The 17,258-nt window shown below is 74.2% G+C and carries 12 protein-coding genes; 7 read left to right on the forward strand and 5 right to left on the reverse strand.

The annotated features are described in order from the left end of the window. Window positions 1-88: 88 nt before the first annotated feature. The gene (locus tag AB0O36_RS06135) at window positions 89-1,276 is read left to right on the forward strand and encodes a PP2C family protein-serine/threonine phosphatase (RefSeq protein ID WP_365104762.1); all 1,188 of its coding nucleotides are present in this window, start codon (window positions 89-91) and stop codon (window positions 1,274-1,276) included. A gap of 7 nt (window positions 1,277-1,283) precedes the next feature. Here the strand turns inward: AB0O36_RS06135 and AB0O36_RS06140 are convergent, their stop codons facing one another. Beyond that, entirely contained in the window at window positions 1,284-3,251 is a 1,968-nt protein-coding gene (locus tag AB0O36_RS06140; RefSeq protein WP_365104764.1) for a cellulase family glycosylhydrolase, read from the reverse strand. A gap of 246 nt (window positions 3,252-3,497) precedes the next feature. Between AB0O36_RS06140 and gnd the strand changes: the two genes are divergently transcribed. The 5 genes from gnd (at window position 3,498) to AB0O36_RS06165 (ending at window position 10,625) form a co-directional block, all read left to right on the forward strand. Then, on the forward strand, window positions 3,498-4,541 hold the full coding sequence (gnd, locus tag AB0O36_RS06145; protein ID WP_365104767.1) for a phosphogluconate dehydrogenase (NAD(+)-dependent, decarboxylating): 1,044 nt from the start codon (window positions 3,498-3,500) through the stop codon (window positions 4,539-4,541). Window positions 4,542-4,612: 71 nt separating this feature from the next. Beyond that, a complete protein-coding gene (zwf, locus tag AB0O36_RS06150) occupies window positions 4,613-6,064 on the forward strand; it encodes a glucose-6-phosphate dehydrogenase (RefSeq protein ID WP_365104770.1) in 1,452 nt (483 codons plus the stop codon). Window positions 6,065-6,200: 136 nt separating this feature from the next. Continuing rightward, window positions 6,201-6,944 carry a beta-phosphoglucomutase family hydrolase gene (locus AB0O36_RS06155; RefSeq protein WP_365104773.1) on the forward strand — a complete coding sequence of 248 codons (744 nt, stop codon included), beginning with the start codon at window positions 6,201-6,203 and terminating at the stop codon, window positions 6,942-6,944. Further along, window positions 6,941-9,313 (forward strand): glycosyl hydrolase family 65 protein, encoded by a 2,373-nt coding sequence (locus AB0O36_RS06160; protein WP_365104775.1) that lies wholly within the window; start codon window positions 6,941-6,943, stop codon window positions 9,311-9,313. Before AB0O36_RS06155 ends, AB0O36_RS06160 begins: the two co-directional genes overlap by 4 nt. 49 nt (window positions 9,314-9,362) lie before the next feature. Further along, complete coding sequence (locus AB0O36_RS06165; RefSeq protein ID WP_365104778.1) at window positions 9,363-10,625, forward strand: AI-2E family transporter; 1,263 nt, start codon at window positions 9,363-9,365, stop codon at window positions 10,623-10,625. Here AB0O36_RS06165 and AB0O36_RS06170 read toward each other — a convergent pair whose 3' ends face one another. The 4 genes from AB0O36_RS06170 to AB0O36_RS06185 all read right to left on the reverse strand — a co-directional run bounded on the left by AB0O36_RS06170 (window position 10,626) and on the right by AB0O36_RS06185 (window position 15,147). Continuing rightward, window positions 10,626-11,108, reverse strand: a complete 483-nt coding sequence (locus AB0O36_RS06170; protein ID WP_365104781.1) for a hypothetical protein — start codon at window positions 11,106-11,108, stop codon at window positions 10,626-10,628. Between the two features lie 72 nt (window positions 11,109-11,180). Continuing rightward, entirely contained in the window at window positions 11,181-12,266 is a 1,086-nt protein-coding gene (locus AB0O36_RS06175; RefSeq protein ID WP_365104784.1) for an SCO0930 family lipoprotein, read from the reverse strand. Between the two features lie 152 nt (window positions 12,267-12,418). After that, window positions 12,419-13,858 (reverse strand): NADH-ubiquinone oxidoreductase-F iron-sulfur binding region domain-containing protein, encoded by a 1,440-nt coding sequence (locus AB0O36_RS06180; RefSeq protein ID WP_365104787.1) that lies wholly within the window; start codon window positions 13,856-13,858, stop codon window positions 12,419-12,421. Then, a complete protein-coding gene (locus tag AB0O36_RS06185) occupies window positions 13,855-15,147 on the reverse strand; it encodes a hypothetical protein (RefSeq protein ID WP_365104790.1) in 1,293 nt (430 codons plus the stop codon). Before AB0O36_RS06185 ends, AB0O36_RS06180 begins: the two co-directional genes overlap by 4 nt. A 475-nt stretch (window positions 15,148-15,622) precedes the next feature. Here AB0O36_RS06185 and AB0O36_RS06190 point away from each other — a divergent pair, with 475 nt between their 5' ends. Beyond that, complete coding sequence (locus AB0O36_RS06190) at window positions 15,623-17,002, forward strand: helix-turn-helix domain-containing protein (RefSeq protein ID WP_365104793.1); 1,380 nt, start codon at window positions 15,623-15,625, stop codon at window positions 17,000-17,002. Window positions 17,003-17,258: the final 256 nt, after the last annotated feature.

Raw genomic sequence — 17,258 nt, forward strand, 5'->3', positions numbered from 1 at the left:
AACATGCCGCGATCGGCGTAATGGCCGGTTCGGGGCCGTTCTCTCCGCACGCTGTGACCGTCGGTCACGCTTTCGTCAGGAGGGCCCTGTGCACACGTCCCGTCGGTGGCCGGTGCCGCGGTGGGTGCTCGGAGGGCGGGCGGTGCGGCGCCGTCGCCCGGACGTGTCACTGGTGGTGGCCGGTGACGAGCTGGGCTTCACCCCCGTGGAGCCGCCCGTCTGGATGCGGTGCCTGCCGTTCGCCTACGTGGCAGTCGTCCTGCTGCTGGAGGCGGGGCTCCAGCAGGAGTGGGCGGTGAGCTTCTTCCTCATCGCCCTGCCCCCGATCGTCGCGTGCGCGTACGGGCCTGCCGCGGTGGCGGCGTTCACCGTGTTCGCGATCCTCCTGGAGGGCGTCCTCGCGAGCACCGCGCACCACCTGTGGGAGAACCACCACGTCACCGCCGACATCGCCACCGCCCTCGTGGGCCTCCTCTCGACGGTGCTCGCCGCGCACCGCGTCCGGCAGGCGCGTCACCTCGTCCACGCCAACTCCGTGGCCGAGGCGCTGATGCGGACCCTGCTGCGGCCCGTTCCGCACCAGGTCGGCCGGGTGCTGGCGGCGAGTCTCTACCGGCCCAGCGAGGTGGGGACCATGGTGGGCGGCGACCTCTTCGACATCCGGGTGACGGACAGCGGGGAGCGGGCCATCATCGGCGACGTGCGCGGCAAGGGGCTGCAGGCGGTGCGGGCGGTCGCGGCGATCCTCGGCAGTTTCCGCGAGGCCGCGTACGAGGCCGGGGACCTGCCGACGGTCGCGGCCCGGCTGGAGCGCCGCCTGGTGCTGGAGGCCACGGAGATCCCCGACGAGGAGCTCTTCGCCACGGCGCTGCTGATGGAGTACGACAGCCTGGCGGACCGGGTGACGTTCACCAACCACGGGCACGTGGAGCCGGTGCTCATCTCACGCGGCCAGGTGAAGGCACTGGAAGGACCGCCGGTACTGCCGCTGGGCCTGGGCGGGCTGGCGGCGGCGGACGGACCGGTGGCGTGGAGCCACCGGTTCGCCCGGGGCGACGTCCTGCTGCTGGTCACGGACGGGCTGGCGGAGGCCCGCGACCACGAGGGCGAGTTCTACCCGCTGGTCGAGCGGCTCCGGCGCCGCTTCGCCGGGCGCCCGGCGCCGGGCCCCGCCGAGGTCGTCGACTTCCTCAACTGCGACCTCCCCCGCTTCGCCCGCGGCCTCCACGACGACGTGGCCATCCTCGCCATCGCGCCCCACTCCGCCTCCGCGTGACGCGGCTTCAGGGGGACAGCCGGCGGCAGAGCAGTGCGTCCGGGGTGCCCTGGCTTCCGACGCGGGTGGTGTAGGCGATGCCGGCGGCGTATTCGTCGGGGGCGCACTGGCCCTTGTGGCGGCCGTGGGCGAACTCGCCGCCGGGGTCGGCGGCGGGGCGGTTGTCGCCCCGGTCGAACCACACCGTGCGGCCCGCGGTTCCCAGGGGCGTACGGGCGGGTGCGCACAGGGCCGAGGAGGTGCGGGCACCGCGGACGGCGTACCCGATCAGGAAGGCTCCGGGCGGGCACTGCAGTTTGGTGTAGCCGCCGGCCCAGTCGCCGCCGGGCGGCACGTGGCGTTCGTCGCGTACGACGGTCTGCTCGGGCCCGGTGGCGCGGAGGTCGCCGGTGGCGGTGTCGGTGCACAGGCCGCGGCCGCCGGTGTGGGACAGGCCGGTCAGGCGGAGGCCGTCCGGGCAGGCGGCCTTGCGGGCTCCGGGGTCCCAGTCACCGGTGGCACGGACCCGGAGGGATTGCACGAAGTCCCGGTGGTCGGTGGTGAGTTGCCGCCACTGCGCTTCCCGGGGGACGGTGCCGGTGCGGCCCGTGGCGGCGGCGAGGCGGTTCCACACAGGGGTGCGCCAGTCCCCCGCGTCCAGGAGGCCGGAGCGGGTGCCGTCCGGGGCGTAGCGGAGCATGGCCCAGCTGTCGTGGCCCTCCCAGCCCACCAGCGGCCAGTACGCGAGGTCGGCGTCGGCGGCGATCAGTTCGTCGGTCATGTTCGCGAACCAGGCGCGCGGCTTGGCGCTCGTCTCGTCCGAGCCGATGCCGAACTCGCTGATCCAGACGGGGGCCGTGAAGTGCCGGCCGGTCTCGGCGGAGACGAAGAACGCCTGGTCCCGCAGGACTTGGTGGAGTTCGTCCCGGGACAGGTCCTGGTAGCGGGGGTCGCTGGTCTCGCCGAGGCCGGTGGCGCCGCTGTGGTGCGGGCCGGTGTAGCCGTAGAAGTGCGCCGAGTAGACCAGCTTGTCCGGGACGGGCGGGGTGTGCGAGAGGATGCGGGCCGGGGTGAGCGTGGGGCGGCCGTGGGCGAAGCCGTCCACGGGGATGCCGGTCCAGTTGATGCCCTCGATCACGACCAGGAGGTCGGGGTTGGCCTCGGTGAGGATGCGGTCGGCGGCCTCCTGCGCGGCCGCGTGCCAGTCGTGGGCGTCGCCCAGGCCCCAGTTGGGGTCGTCCCACACGTCCCGGCGGACCTCGTTGTAGAGGTCGGCGCCGGCCACGCGGGGTTCGGCCCGGTAGCGGCGGGCCATGAACACCCAGTCGTCGGTCCACTGGCGGGTCGACTGGGAGCTGTTCCAGCGTTCGTTGCCGTCGACGCCGCAGCACCAGCGGGTGGTGTTGGTGTGGTTGTTGAGGATGACGGCGAAGCCCTCCGAGGCCAGCGCGGAGACCACGGCGTCGAACACCTGGAGCGGGGTCTTGCCGCGCAGCTGCGGGTTGGCCGCCACCGCGGCGTCCGGGACGGGTGCGGTGGTGCGGATCATCTCGTTGGAGAAGGGCAGCCGGACGCTGTTCAGGCCCAGGCGGTGGAAGTCGGCGAGCAGGGTGGGCAGCGGGACCCGGTCCAGGCCCAGCGGGATGCCGTGGGAGTCCTGCCCGGCGTGGTGGGAGGCGGGGTCGCCGATGTCCCCGGAGCCCGACCAGGAGCCCTGGGCACCGTCCCAGTTGGCCGCCGTGAGCCGGAAGCGGTTGCCGTCGGCGTCCACGACGTACCGGCCGCGGGTGGACAGCGGCGGCCGCCAGGCCGGAACCGTCGCCGTGCCGGCCGTCCGCGGCACCGTGCCGGCCGTCCGCGGCGCGGCGGCTCCGGCGGCGGGCGGGGCGGGCGGCTGTCCGGCCGGCGGAGCAGTCGGCGGAGCGGCGGCGGCCGTGCCCGCCACCGCGAGCCAGAGGGCCGCACCCGCCCCCAGCACCCGTAGCAACCGTCCCACGTCCGCCCACCCCTTCGTCGCCGGATGTCTGTTCGACGGCCGTAAATTACTGGCCGGTTGCGTCATGCGCCACCCCTGTGGGAAACCCCGCCCGCCCGGTCGGCGGAGCACCGCGCGCCGGATCTCCGGCGGGCGCGCACAGTGGGAAGCCCTGGAGGGCGGTACGGCCGCCGCCGCGCACGGGCGACGGCGGGTACCACGCGACGAGGGATCGCCGGACCGGCGGCCCGGAACGGAAGAACGGCGATGACCTCTGACGCCCCCGTACAGCTCGGAATGGTCGGACTCGGCCGGATGGGCGCCAACCTGGTGCGCCGGCTCATGCGGGACGGCCACCACTGCGTCGTCAACGACGTCAGTCCCGATGCCGTGCACGCGCTGGAGCGGGAGGGCGCCACCGGGGCCCTCTCCCTGGAGGAGCTGGTCGAGCGGCTGGACCGGCCGCGGGCGGTGTGGCTGATGGTGCCGGCCGGTGTGGTCCAGGGGACCCTCGACCGGCTCGTCGGCCTCCTGGACCCCGACGACATCGTGATCGACGGCGGCAACTCCTACTACCGGGACGACATCAGCCGGGCCAAGAGCCTCGCCGAGCGGGGCATCCACTACGTCGACTGCGGAACCTCGGGCGGTGTCTGGGGCCTCGAACGCGGCTACTGCCTGATGATCGGCGGCGAGCCGGGCCCGGTCGAACGGCTCGGCCCGGTCTTCCGCACCATCGCACCGGGCACCGGCAGCGCCGAAGCCACCCCGGGGCGCACCCGGGTGGACGGCACCGCTCCGCAGGGCTACCTGCACTGCGGCCCGAACGGTGCCGGGCACTTCGTGAAGATGGTCCACAACGGGGTGGAGTACGGGATGATGGCCGCCATCGCGGAGGGCCTCTCCATCATCCGGCACGCCGACGCGGGCCTGCAGGCGCGTACCGCCGACGCCGAGACGGCGCCGCTCTCCGATCCGGAGGCGTACCGGTACGAGATCGACGTGGCCGAGGTCGCCGAGGTGTGGCGCCGCGGCTCTGTGGTGGGTTCCTGGCTGGTCGACCTGACCGCCGACGCCCTCGCCCGCTCCCCGAAGCTGGACGACTTCACCGGCCGGGTGTCCGACTCCGGGGAGGGCCGCTGGACCCTGCTGGCGGCCATCGAGGAGAGCGTGCCCGCACCCGTCATCAGCGCGTCCCTGTGGCAGCGCTACGAGTCCCGCGACCTGGGCGCCTTCACCGCCAAGGTGCTGTCGGCCATGCGCAGCGAGTTCGGCGGCCACGCCGAGAAGCAGACCGGCGCCGGCTCCTAGCCCGACGCCTCCGCGTGCCCGGGCAGCCGACCGGCCGCCGCCCACCGCCCGACCAGCAAAGGACGTCCGCCATGGCCGAGTCCGCGCATTCCCGTCCGCCGCGCCCCGCGGAGCACGTCGTCGTGCTGTTCGGCGCGACGGGCGACCTGGCCCGGCGCAAGCTGCTGCCCGGGCTGTTCCACCTCGCCAAGGCGGGGCTGCTGCCGCACCGCTACCGGATCGTGGGGACCTCCCCGGCGGCCGAGGCCCTGGACGACGCGGCCTTCCGGGCGCACGCGCGGAAGGCCGTGGCGGAGTTCGGGCGCTCGAAGCCCGAAGGAGCGGCCTGGCAGGAGTTCGAGTCCACCCTGTCCTTCGGTGCGGCCGACGAGGGCGCCACCGGGCCGCTGGAGGAGGCGGTGCGCACGGCCGAGCAGGCGGTCGGCGGCACCCCGCGGCGGCTGTTCCACCTCGCCGTGCCCCCGGTGGCGTTCACCTCCGTGATCGGGATGCTCGGGAGCACCGGGCTGGCCGAGGACGCCCGGGTCATCGTCGAGAAGCCGTTCGGTACCGACCTCGCGTCGGCGCGCGCGCTCAACTCGGCCATCCACGCCGTCTTCGACGAGTCCCGGGTGTTCCGCATCGACCACTTCCTGGGCAAGGAAGCGGTGGACAACATCCTCGCGCTGCGGTTCGCCAACGGGCTGTTCGAGCCCATCTGGAACCGCGATCACATCAGCCACGTGCAGATCGACGTGCCCGAGCGGATCGACATCCAGGGCCGCGCCCACTTCTTCGAGGGCACCGGCACCTTCCGGGACATGGTGGTCACCCATCTGTTCCAGCTGCTGGGGTTCGTGGCGATGGAGCCGCCGGTGGCCCTGGAGGCACAGGCGCTCCGGGACGAGCAGGTGAAGGTCTTCCGCAGCATGCGGCCGCTGGACCCGGCGCACGTGGTCCGCGGCCAGTACGACGGCTACCGCGCCGAGCCCGGGGTCGATCCGGCCTCCGACACCGAGACCTTCGTCGCGCTGCGCGTGGGCATCGACAACTGGCGCTGGGCCGGGGTGCCCTTCCAGCTGCGCACGGGCAAGGCGCTGGCCGAGGGCCGGCACGTGGTCACCCTCGGCCTGCGCAAGCCCGCGCTGAGCATGTTCCCGCTCGACGCGCGGGCGGCGGGTGCCGGGCGGGCCAACGCACTGGTCATCGACTTCGCCGACCCCGGATCCCTCACCTTCAGGATCCTCGTCAAGGAGCCCGGCCCGGCGATGCGGCTGGAGGAGGCCGACATGGTGTTCGGGTACGACACCTCCTTCGCCTCCGAGAACTCCCTGGAGGGGTACGAGCACCTCATCCTGGAGGCGATGCTCGGCGACCAGTCGCTCTTCACCCGGTCCGACGGCATCGAACGGCTCTGGGAGGTCGCGGCCCCGCTGCTGGAGGCACCTCCGCCGGTGGAGCCGTACGCAAAGGGCAGCTGGGGACCGGCCGGCATCAAGGCGGTCACCGCGCCCCACCGGTGGCACCTCCCCGACGGGCACTGACCCCTCCGCTCCGGGCGCCGGCCGGCGCCGCGGCGCTGCTCCGAACGCCACACCGGCCCATCCGGACGGGGGACCCTGCTCCCGCCGTCGACGCCCCGGGCTGCGGGAGGCGCCGACCGCTCCTAGCCTCGACGGCATGCTGGGACTTCCCGACCACGTCACCGCCTGCCTGTTCGACCTCGACGGCGTCCTCACCAAGACCGCGAAGGTCCACGCAGCCGCCTGGAAACAGATGTTCGACGACTACCTGCGGCGGCGCGCCGCCGACGAGGGCAAGGTCTTCGTGCCCTTCGACCCCGTGGAGGACTACGACGAGTACGTGGACGGCCGCCCCCGCGAGGACGGCGTACGCACCTTCCTCGCCGCCCGCGGCATCACCCTGCCCGAGGGCGACCCGGGGGACGGCCCCGGGGAGGAGACGGTGCACGGCCTGGGCACCCGCAAGAACAACCTGGTCCTCCGCATGATCCGCGAGCAGGGCGTGGAGGCGTACGACGGCTCGGTGGCCTACCTCCGGGCCGTCCGCGACGCCGGACTGCACCGCGCCGTCGTCTCCGCCAGCGCCAACTGCCGGGACGTTCTGGTCGCGGCCGGCATCGAGGACCTGTTCGAGCAGCGCATCGACGGCGTCACCGTCACCGAGCAGCACCTGCACGGCAAGCCGGCCCCCGACAGCTACCTGGCGGCCGCGGAGCTCTTCGGCGTCGACCCGCGGAACGCCGCCGTGTTCGAGGACGCGCTGGCCGGGGTAGCCGCCGGCCGGGCCGGGAACTTCGGCTTCGTCGTCGGCGTCGACCGCACCGGCCAGGCGGCCGAACTGCGCGACCACGGGGCCGACGTCGTGGTCACCGACCTCTCCGAACTGCTGGACCGCGGATGATCACCCACACCGGTTTCGCCACCGACCCCTGGCAGCTGCGGGAGACCAACCTCGACCTGGACGTCCTCGCCCAGAGCGAGTCCGTGTTCGCCCTGTCCAACGGCCACCTCGGCTGGCGCGGCAACCTCGACGAGGGCGAACCGCACGGGCTGCCCGGCACCTATCTGGCCGGCGTGCACGAGACGCACCCCCTCCCCTACGCCGAAGCCGGCTACGGCTATCCGGAGTCCGGGCAGACCACGATCAACGTCACCGACGGGAAGATCGTGCGGCTGCTCGTCGACGACCATCCCTTCGACCTGCGCTACGGCGAGCTCGTCGCGCACGAAAGGGTTCTGGACTTCCGCACCGGAGTGCTGGACCGCACCGTGGAGTGGTGCACGCCCTCCGGGCGGAGGGTGCGCCTGACCACCCGGCGGCTGGTGTCCCTCACCCAGCGCGCCGTGGCCGCGATCGCGTACACGGTCGAGGTGGTCGACGCCCCGGCGACCGTGGCCGTGCAGTCCGAGCTGGTCGCCAACGAGCAGCTCCCCGGCCTCTCCGGGGACCCGCGCGTGGCCGCCGTGGTCGACTCCCCGCTCCTTCCCGAGGAGGACCAGGCGCGCGACACCCGGCTGCGGCTGATCCACTGCACCCGCGCGAGCCGGCAGCGGGTGGCGGTGGCCGCCGACCACCTCGTGGACGGGCCTGAGGGCACCACCTGGGCGGCGGAGAGCGAGCCCGACGTCGCCCGGCTTACCGTGACCGCCGACCTGGCGCCCGGGCAGCGGCTCACCCTGGTCAAGTTCGTCGCCCACGGCTGGTCCGCGGAACGGTCGCTGCCCGCCCTGCGCGACCAGGTGGAGGGGGCGCTCGCGGCGGCCCGGAACACCGGCTGGCAGGGACTGCTCGACCAGCAGCGCGCCTGCCTCGACGAGTTCTGGGGCAGTGCCGACGTCGAGGTGGAGGGGGACGCGGAGGTCCAGCAGGCCGTGCGCTTCGCCCTGTTCCACCTCTTCCAGGCCGCCGCGCGGGCCGAGGAGCGCGCCATCGCCGCCAAGGGCCTGACCGGGACCGGCTACGACGGGCACGCCTTCTGGGACACCGAGTCCTTCGTGCTGCCCGTGCTCACCCACACCGCGCCGCTCGCCGTGGCGCCCGCCCTCCGGTGGCGGCACGCGACGCTGCCCAGCGCACTGGAGCGGGCCCGGCAGCTCGGCCTCAAGGGCGCCGCGTTCCCCTGGCGCACCATCAGCGGCGCCGAGTGCTCCGCCTACTGGCCCGCCGGCACCGTCGCCTTCCACGTCAACGCCGACATCGCCGGATCCGTCGCCCGGTACGTGACCCTCACCGGTGACGAGGACTTCGGCCGCGGACCCGGCCTGGAGCTGCTGGTGCACACGGCGCGCCTCTGGCGGTCGCTGGGCCACTTCGACGCCGGGGGCACCTTCCACATCGACGGGGTGACCGGCCCGGACGAGTACAGCGCCATCGCCCGGGACAACCTCTACACCAATGTGATGGCCCGGCTGAACCTGCTGGCCGCCGCCGAGGCGGTGGGCCGGTACCCCGACCGGGCGCAGGACCTGGACGTCGGGGCCGAGGAGGCGGCGGACTGGCGGAACACCGCCGCCCGGGTGGCGATCCCGTACAACGACCGGCTGGAGGTGCACGAGCAGGCCCTGGGCTTCACCGACCAGGAGCCGTGGGACTTCGAGGGCACGGCCGAGGACCAGTACCCCCTGCTGCTGCACTTCCCGTACTTCGACCTCTACCGCAAACAGGTCGTCAAGCAGGCCGATCTGGTCCTGGCGATGATCGCCTGCCCGGACGACTTCACGGCCGCGGAGAAGGCCCGCAACTTCGCCTACTACGAGCCGCTGACCGTGCGGGACTCCTCCCTCTCCGCCTGCTGCCAGGCGGTCCTCGCCGCCGAGACCGGCCACCTGCACCTCGCCTGGGCCTACGCCCGCGAAGCGGCCCTGATGGACCTGGACGACCTCGAACACAACACCCGCGACGGCCTGCACCTGGCTTCGCTCGCCGGTACGTGGATCTCCCTGGTCCAGGGTCTGGGCGGTCTGCGCCGGCCCCATCCCCCGTCCGCTCCCGGGAGCGGGGACGCGGAGCCGCCGCTTCGGTTCGCCCCGCGGCTGCCGCCCAGCCTGACCCGGCTGGCGTTCACCGTCCGCGTGCGGGGGCGCAGGCTGCACGTCGACATCGGGCAGGACTCGACCCGGTACACGCTGCGCTCGGGCGAGCCCCTCACCGTGGTGCACCACGGCACCGTGGCCCCGGTGAGCACGGACGCGCCGGCCGAGCTCCCCGTCCCGGCGGCCGCCGAGGCTCCCGAACCCCGCCAGCCCAAGGGGCGTGCGCCCCGGGCGTGAGGCGGCGGGCTCAGGACGGACGTACGGGCGGGACGGAGGGAGGTGCGGGATGGTTCGGATCCACGAGCGGGCGCAGCGCCTGAAGGGCCGGGCCGCGGCGCTCCGCGAGCGCCGTGCCCGGGAACAGGCGCGCCAGGACGCCGAGGAGAGAGCCGAGCGGGCCCGGCAGGCGGAGGCCCGGCGGGCCCGTCCCCGGCCCTCCGAACCGGCCCAGGCGGTGCCCTGGGGCGTACGGGTCGCGGCGGAGGCGGGCTGGCGGTTCGTGGTCCTCGCCGCGACCGTGTGGATCGTGATGCGGGTGATCGGTTCGGTCCGGCTGATCGCGCTCGTCCTCGTCGCCGCGCTGCTGGTCACCGCGCTGCTCCAGCCGACGGTGGCCCGGCTGCACCGCGGCGGCCTGTCGCGGGGACTGGCCACCGTGACCACGGCGCTCTGCGGGTTCATCGCGCTGGGTCTGGCCGGCTGGTTCGTCGTATGGCAGGTGCTGGACAACCTGGGGAGCCTCTCCAGCCGGCTCCAGGAGGGCATCGACGAGCTGAAGCGGTGGCTCCTGAACAGCCCGTTCCATGTGACCGAGGAGCAGATCAACGACATCGCCGGGAAGCTGAGCGACGCGATCGGCGCCCGCTCCGACAAGATCGCCTCCACCGGTCTCCAGGGCGTGACCATCCTGGTGGAGGTGATCACCGGCCTGCTCCTGACGATGTTCTGCACCCTGTTCCTGCTGTACGACGGGAAGCGCATCTGGGAGTGGACGCTCCGGCTCGTGCCGGCGGCGGCCCGGCCGGGGATGGCCGGGGCGGGACCGCCGGCCTGGCGCACGCTCACCGCGTACATCCGCGGGACGATGCTCGTGGCGCTGATCGACGCCGTGTTCATCGGCGTGGGCATCTACTTCCTCGGGGTGCCCCTCGCGGTGCCGATCGCCGTGGTGATCTTCGTGTCCTCCTTCGTGCCCCTGGTCGGCGCGGTCGCCTCGGGCGCGCTGGCGGTGATCGTCGCGCTGGTCACCCAGGGGGCGTTCACCGCGCTGATGACGCTGATGGTGGTGCTCCTCGTCCAGCAGATCGAGGGCCACGTCCTGCAGCCGTTCATCCTGGGGCGGGCGGTGCGGGTGCATCCGCTGGCGGTGGTGCTGGCCGTGACCACCGGCGGGCTGATCGCCGGGATCGGCGGTGCGGTGGTCGCTGTCCCGCTCGTCGCCGTCGCCAACACCGTGGTCGGGCACCTGCGCGCCCGTGCGGAGGACGAGCCGGAGCCCGACCGGGAGCCGGGGCGGGAACCCGGTGGGAAACCGGGGCAGGAGCCCTGATCAGGGGTGTGTGCCTCCGGCGGTGTGGTCCGCGTGGGGGGACGCGCCGTGCTGGGGGGACGTACCGTGCTGCGGGGCCGATTCGATGGTGCCGCCCAGTCGGGTGCGGAGCGGGGTGAGGGCCTCGGGGGTCGCCGCCGTGACGACCCAGCGGGCGCCGACGAGGTAGGTGCCGCCGTAGTCACGGGCCGCCGCCAGCCAGGCGTCGCGCCCCTGGTCGGAGGCGAAGGTGGCCATGCGGTACGCGCCCGGGCCCGACCCGCACGCCCCCTCGCGCACCTCCTCGGCGTCGACGGTGGTCTCGGGGGTGCAGCCGAGTGCGCCGGCGATCTCCTGGAGGGAGGCGGGGCGCACGGCGGGGGCCCGGTCCGGGGCCGGGACGGGATCCTGCGGGGCGGCCGTGCCCCCGCCGGCGCAGCCACCGCACAGGAGCAGCAGGGGCAGGACGGCGCGGGTGGCGAAGGGGCGGAAGCTCGGGGGCACGGCTGCCTCACAGGGGCGGGGAGGGTGTCGGGGCGGGTTGCGGAGGGGCGGGTTGGAGGGGCGGGGGCTCCGTCAGGCGGCCTTCTTGCCGGTGTCGGTGACGGCGAACCACAGGTTCTGCGCCTTGTGGCCGTTGGTCTGTCCGGGTGCGGTGTCCCCGGTGAAGGTGTAGACCGGCCAGCAGTCGATCGTCAGCTGTTCGGTGCCGTCCGGCCGCTTCACCTTCCCGACGAGTTCGGGCCGGATTCCGGAGGTCTTCGTCTTGTCCACGGGGGCGGCGGGCTTCCACGTTTCCGCGCAGGCGCCGACACAGGCGATCTTCATCGGCCAGGCGCTGTCCTTGGCGAACCGGTAGAGGGTCCGCCACTGTCCGTCCACGAGGATCTTCCCCAGCTTTTCGTTCGACGCCACGGAGAGTTCCTTGTCCGAACCCGCCCCGGTTCCCGATCCTGAATCGCCTCCGTTGTCCCCGGCGCCATTCCCTCCGTAATTCGATCCGCTGTCCGCGGGCTTCCCTCCCATGTCCATTCCGGAATGGCCGGAGCCGCCCGGCTTCTGTTTCGCGTCGACGGCCTTCCTGCCGTCCGGTGCAAGCGCGTGCCAGGTGCCTCCGACGCCCTCGCCCTTCGCCTCGCCCGGTGCGGTGTCCTTGGCGTAGCGGTACACCGGCCAGCCGCCGAGGGTGAGCTGCTTGGTGCCGTCCGCCCGGGTGACCGACCCGATGAGGCCGGCCTCGATGCCGGTGGTGGCCGCCGCGCCGTCGGCGGGCACCGGCGGCCAGGCCTTGGCGCAGTCGCCCTCGCAGGCCGACTTGGGGGGCTTGGCCGTGTCCTTGTCGAAGCGGTAGAGGGAGGCGCCCTCGCTGTCGGTGACCACGGTGCCGACGCCCGCGATCTCCCGGACGGCGAGCCGGCCGGCCGGTCCGGACTCCTCCGCGGACTGTGCGGATCCGCCGTAGGCGTCGCCGGTGTCCGCTCCCCCGCCGGAGCCGTATCCCGAACCGGATCCGTAGACGTCCTGCTGGGCCTTTCCGGCGGCTGCCGGCTGTACGAGGTTCGCGCTGCGGGCATTGTTGTCGCCGTTGCTGCCGCAGCCCACGGCCAGGGACAGGAGGACGGCCACCGATCCGGCTGCCGCGAGGCGGCTCTTCTTCTTCACGGTTTCTCCTTCGAGTCGTTTCCGGAGGGGCTTGCCGAGATATTCATAAACCCTGGCGAGCCCCCGGAATTGGATCGGGCGGGAATTTGTCAAATTCCGCCAAGCCGTGAACTCGGGCTGCTGTGCGGGACGTTCGGGCGGGTGCCGACCGTTCATTCCTGGATGCGGAGGGCGAGTGCGGGGCAGCGCCGTACCGCCCGCAGGGCCTTGGGCCGCAGCCGTCCGGGAACGGGCATGACGGCCTGCGCCGGGTAGCCGTCGGCGTCCAGCCGTACGACGTCCGGCAGCAGGTCCACGCACAGCCCGTGGCCCTTGCACAGCGTCCAGTCCACGACGAGCCGCTCGGGGTCCTCCTGGGCGTGCAGGGGCAGCGTCCCCTGGACGCGTCGGCCGCAGCCGCTGCCGAGAGCGTGGTCGCGGAACTCCTCGGCGAAGACGGTGAAGGCGGAGGCCACGAAGGAGGCGGTGCCGTCCGGGTGGCTGCACGCGCCGCGTCCCCGCACTCCGCGTGCGCGGGCCTCCACCGCCTCCCAGGCGGCCCGTCCTCCCCCGGCGACCAGTTCCTCCACCGCGGAGGCGAGCGAGGGCAGCCCCCGGACGCAGGGGCCGCACTGGCCCGCCGATTCGTCGGCCATCCAGCGGACCACCCGGGCGACCTCGCCGGCCGGGCAGGTGTCCGCCGGGAGGGGCAGGACGGCCCCGGCCCCCAGGACGGCGCCGGCCGTGGCCAGGGACTGCCGTGAGAGGGTCACCGAACGGGCTGCGGCGGGGGCCAGGAACCGCCCGTGGTAGCCGCCGACGAGGACGCCCTCGCCCGGGGAGAAGCCGAACAGCTCCAGGACGTACGCCAGTGAGGTGCCGGCGGGCACCTCGACGACCGTCGACCCGGCGATGGTGAGCAGCAGCGTCCCCGGTTCGGTCGGCAGGCCGAGCGTGCGGTAGCCGGAGGAGCCGAGGCGGGCCGCGACGGCGAGCTGGGCGTAGGTCTCGGTGTTGGACAGCAGGGTGGGCACGCCGCCGAGGCCGCGGTCGCTGGTGCGCACCTTCTGGCCGGAGGGGAGCGCGGCCCTGCCCTCGATGCCGTTGATCAGCGAGGTGCCCTCGCCCGTGACGAAGCGTTCGGGCAGCCGGGCGACGCGGACCAGGCCGCCGGCCGGACCCCGTTCGGCGACCGCGGTGCGTACGGACCGGGCGACGTCCTCCCGGGTGACGCCGATGACCACCTCCTCGGCGCCCACCGCCGCGGCGGCCAGCAGGGCTCCGTCGAGGACCAGGTGCGGGGTGTGGAGCAGCACGGCCGTGTCCTTGAGGCAGCTCGGTTCGCCCTCGCTGCCGTTGACGACGACCGCCGTCCGGCCGTCGCGGGCGGCGGCGGTGCGCAGGACGGCCCGCAGCTTGCGGGCGAAGGGGAATCCCGCTCCGCCCCTGCCCCGCAGGTCGATGCGCTCGGCGAGTGCGGCGAGGTCCTCGGGGCCGTAGGCGGGGAGTGGCCCGTGGACGGCGAGGTGGTCGTTCGCGTCCAGTCGCGGGAGGGCGTCGAGTCCGGCCAGCACCCGCGGGGGGCCCACGCAGCCGAGGACGGGGGTGGTCACGCCCGCCACGAGCGCTCCCGGGCGCCGCCCTCCGGCCGGGCGGGCGGCTCGGGGGCCCCGTCGGGCCGGCGCGTGACGGCGTCGAGGCGGCTGGTGACGAAGGGGGATTCGGCTCCGTAGGGGAGGCGGTCGGGGACGGTCGGGTGGACCGGGCGCTCCGGGGCCACGATCCAGGCGGGCGCGGACGGCGGGGCGGCGGGAGCGCCTGCGGGGGGCGGGCCCGCGGGCCGGCCGGCGGGAGGACCCGCGGAAGGACCGGCGAACGGGTCGGCGAACGGGTCGGCGAACGGTGCCGTGAGCAGGTCCGGGCGCCCGGCGGCCGGGCGCGGGCCGGCGCCGGTTCCCGCACCGGATCCCGCTCCGGCACTCATGCCGAGCCCCACGCCCGCGACCGCTGCCGGTCCCGGCCCCGCCGCCTGTCGGGCCAGCCGGGCGGTCAGGAGCTCGGCGGCCCATTCGGCCGGGCGCCGTACGAAACGGTCCTTCACGCTTTGCCGGCCCTGCCCGGGCGCACGATCGGCGGAGGGCGCCTGCGCGGCGGCCGGGCGGGCGCGCTCCGCACGCAGCCTCGCCCTCAGCCGTACGAGCAGCAGGGCCGCGACGGCCAGGATGCACAGGGCGTAGGCGGCGGTCACCCAGCCGGCCGCGGAACGGCCGGACTTGAGGCCGTGCACCAGCGCGGCCCCCCAGGCCGGATAGGCGCCCAGGTGCAGGGCCCGCCACCAGGACGACCGGCCCTTGGTGGCGAACGCGCTGCGGACCGCGCCCGATACCGCCACGGACACGAAGAAGTACCCGGCGAGGCTGCCGAGGCCGATGAGGAAGGGCCGGTCCCCGCCCGAGAAGGGGACGAGGACGTCGAGGAGACCCGCCCGCGCCTCGGCGACCTTGATCCATATGTGCAGCACCAGGAAGCCGAGCCCGCCGACGGCGAGACCCCGGTGCACCCCCTGGGCGATCAGCCGGTGCCCCGAGGTGAGGAACACCCGGTCCGTGGCGGCCAGGCCCCACAGGACGGCGGAGGTCAGGGAGACGAGGGCGAGGACGCCGGCTCCGTAGTCGAGGAAGTCCCACAGGCGGGTGAGGGCTCCCGCGTGGGCCAGCACTCCCAGGGCGAGCAGGGCGGCGAGGGCGGCGCAGGCCAGGGCCGCGGGGCGGATGCCACCGGCCCGGGAGAGCAGCGGCGGCCTGCGCACGGCGCGCCGTCCGGTGGCCGCGGCCGCGCCGGCGTGGCGTCTGCTGCGGCGGACCCGGTGGGAGTGGGGCGCGCGGGGCGGGGACAGGGACATCGGTTCTCCCATACGTCCAGGTCCGAGGCATGGCTCTGCGCTCTCGGTGCCCGGGGGTCGACGGAACTGCTCCGCGGCGGGCGGCAGTCGGGAGGCTCGCCGACCGGGAGCGGGGGCCGGAGTGCAGAAGCATCGTGGACTTCCGCAACACCTCCACCACGTTTATCGAATCGTGACAAGTTCTTGCGCGCGTGGCATCGTGCTGCCCCAACTCCCCGGAGGATTCCGTTCCAACGGCGCGGTGACAGGAAGGAGCCGACTGCTCGTGCGAATCCCGACCCTGCGTGCCACCGCGCGCCCGACGGCCCACACGAGACGCGGCCGAGGGAAGACAAGTGGACGGCACTCTCCAGGAGGGTGTACGAGGTGCCCGACTCCCCGTCTGCACCGGCGCAGACGGGAAAGGGGCGGCGCGAGGGGCCTGCCACCCTCCCCCATGGGGGCAGGTCGTACCCCGGCAAGAACGAGGTAACACATGTGCGAACTGCTGAACCGAATCTGGGCCCGCCCTCGGGGCGAATGGACCCGGGTCCTGCGCAGGGAACTGCCCGCACTGGCCTCCACCATGGTGGAAGAGCTCAAGGACGGGATGTCAGGCTTCGCCGAACTGGTCGACGACCGTGACGACGAGGTGGTCAGGGCCTTCGAGACCGCCCTGCTCACGGCGCTGGGCTACCGCGAGCCGGTGCCCCGGCCGCAGGACCGGGAGGCGGTGCACGGCACGGCCCCCGACGGACGCTCCATGCCGTCCCGGGTCGACGGACCGCCCGGTCTCTCCGAGCTGTCCGAGCTGTCCGAGCTGTCCGACCACCCCGAACTGCCCGGACTCCCGGGGGCGTTCCGGAGGGACGGCGACGGCGCCTACGAGTCCGCCGCCGGGCACCCCGACGTCGAGGACGCCGCGGCCGGGCACCGCGCTCTGGAGCGGATACCGCGACAGCGCCGGCCGGAGGACTCCGGCGACCGGATGCCGTCCCGGAGCCGGCCCCGGAACCCGCACGGGCCGGGAAAGACGGTCCCGCTGACGGTCGTACCGCCCACCGGCCCGGAGAACACCTCCGAACGCCCCCGGCGCGAGCTGTTCTCCGCTCTCACGAGTGACATGCCCATGTCTGAAATTGCCCTGTCGGAGCTGGCCCGCGCCGCCGACTGGCCCCTTGCGGCCGAGGTGCGGGCGATCGCCCTGGCGACGCCGGGCGAAACGCAGCAGCTGGCCGCCGCCCTGGACGACGGGCTCGCCGGCGTGGTCTGCGGCCAGCCGTGCCTGCTCGTCCCCAGCCCGGAGGACCCCGACGCCCGCACCGCCCTGGAGGCCCTGCTGCGCGGCCGGCTGGCCGCGGTGGGCCACCCCGTCGCCCCCGGCGACACCTCCCACTCCCTGCGCTGGGCCGTGCGACTGCTGACCCTGGCCCCGCACCGGCCCGCCCCGGACGGCCAGCCGCTCTTCGTCGACGACCACCTCTCGACGCTCCTCCTGCTGCAGGACGAGCCGCTGGCGCACGCACTGGCCGCGCGCTGGCTGCAGCCGCTGGCCAACCTGACACCGCGCCAGAGCGAGCGGCTCGAAGTGACCCTGCTCGCCTGGCTCGAAGGCGGCGGCGCGCCCGAGGCCGCCAAGGCACTGCAGGTCCACCCCCAGACGGTGCGCTACCGGATGCGGCAGCTGGAGAAGCTGTTCGGTCCGGCCCTGCGTGACCCCCGTACCCGCTTCGAGCTCGAAATGGCCCTCCGCAGCAGGCGGTTGATGGCCCGGGTACGACGCCAGAACCCGCGGGCGGGGCGCAAGGTGCGCACCCCCGCGACCGATGTCACCCCCCTCGGACTGGGGCGCATGGCCCGCGTGAACGGCCTGTAGCGACCGCCGCCGGGCGGAGCGGTACCCTCCCCGCCGCCTCCGCCCGGCCCGGTCCGGCGCCCCTGCGGCCCCGGTCCCCTCACCGCCTTGGTGGCGCGAGGGGACCGGGGCTGTGGCGTGTCCGGGGGCGGTGGGGTGTCCGGGAGCGGTGAGGCGTCCGGGGGCGGTGAGGTATCCGGGGGCGGTGGCGCGGCCGGGGCTGCGGCACGTACGGAGGCGGTGGCACATACAGGCGCAGTGGCACATACAGGCGCGG

Source organism: Streptomyces sp. NPDC089799, assembly GCF_040684755.1.
Taxonomy (GTDB): domain Bacteria; phylum Actinomycetota; class Actinomycetes; order Streptomycetales; family Streptomycetaceae; genus Streptomyces.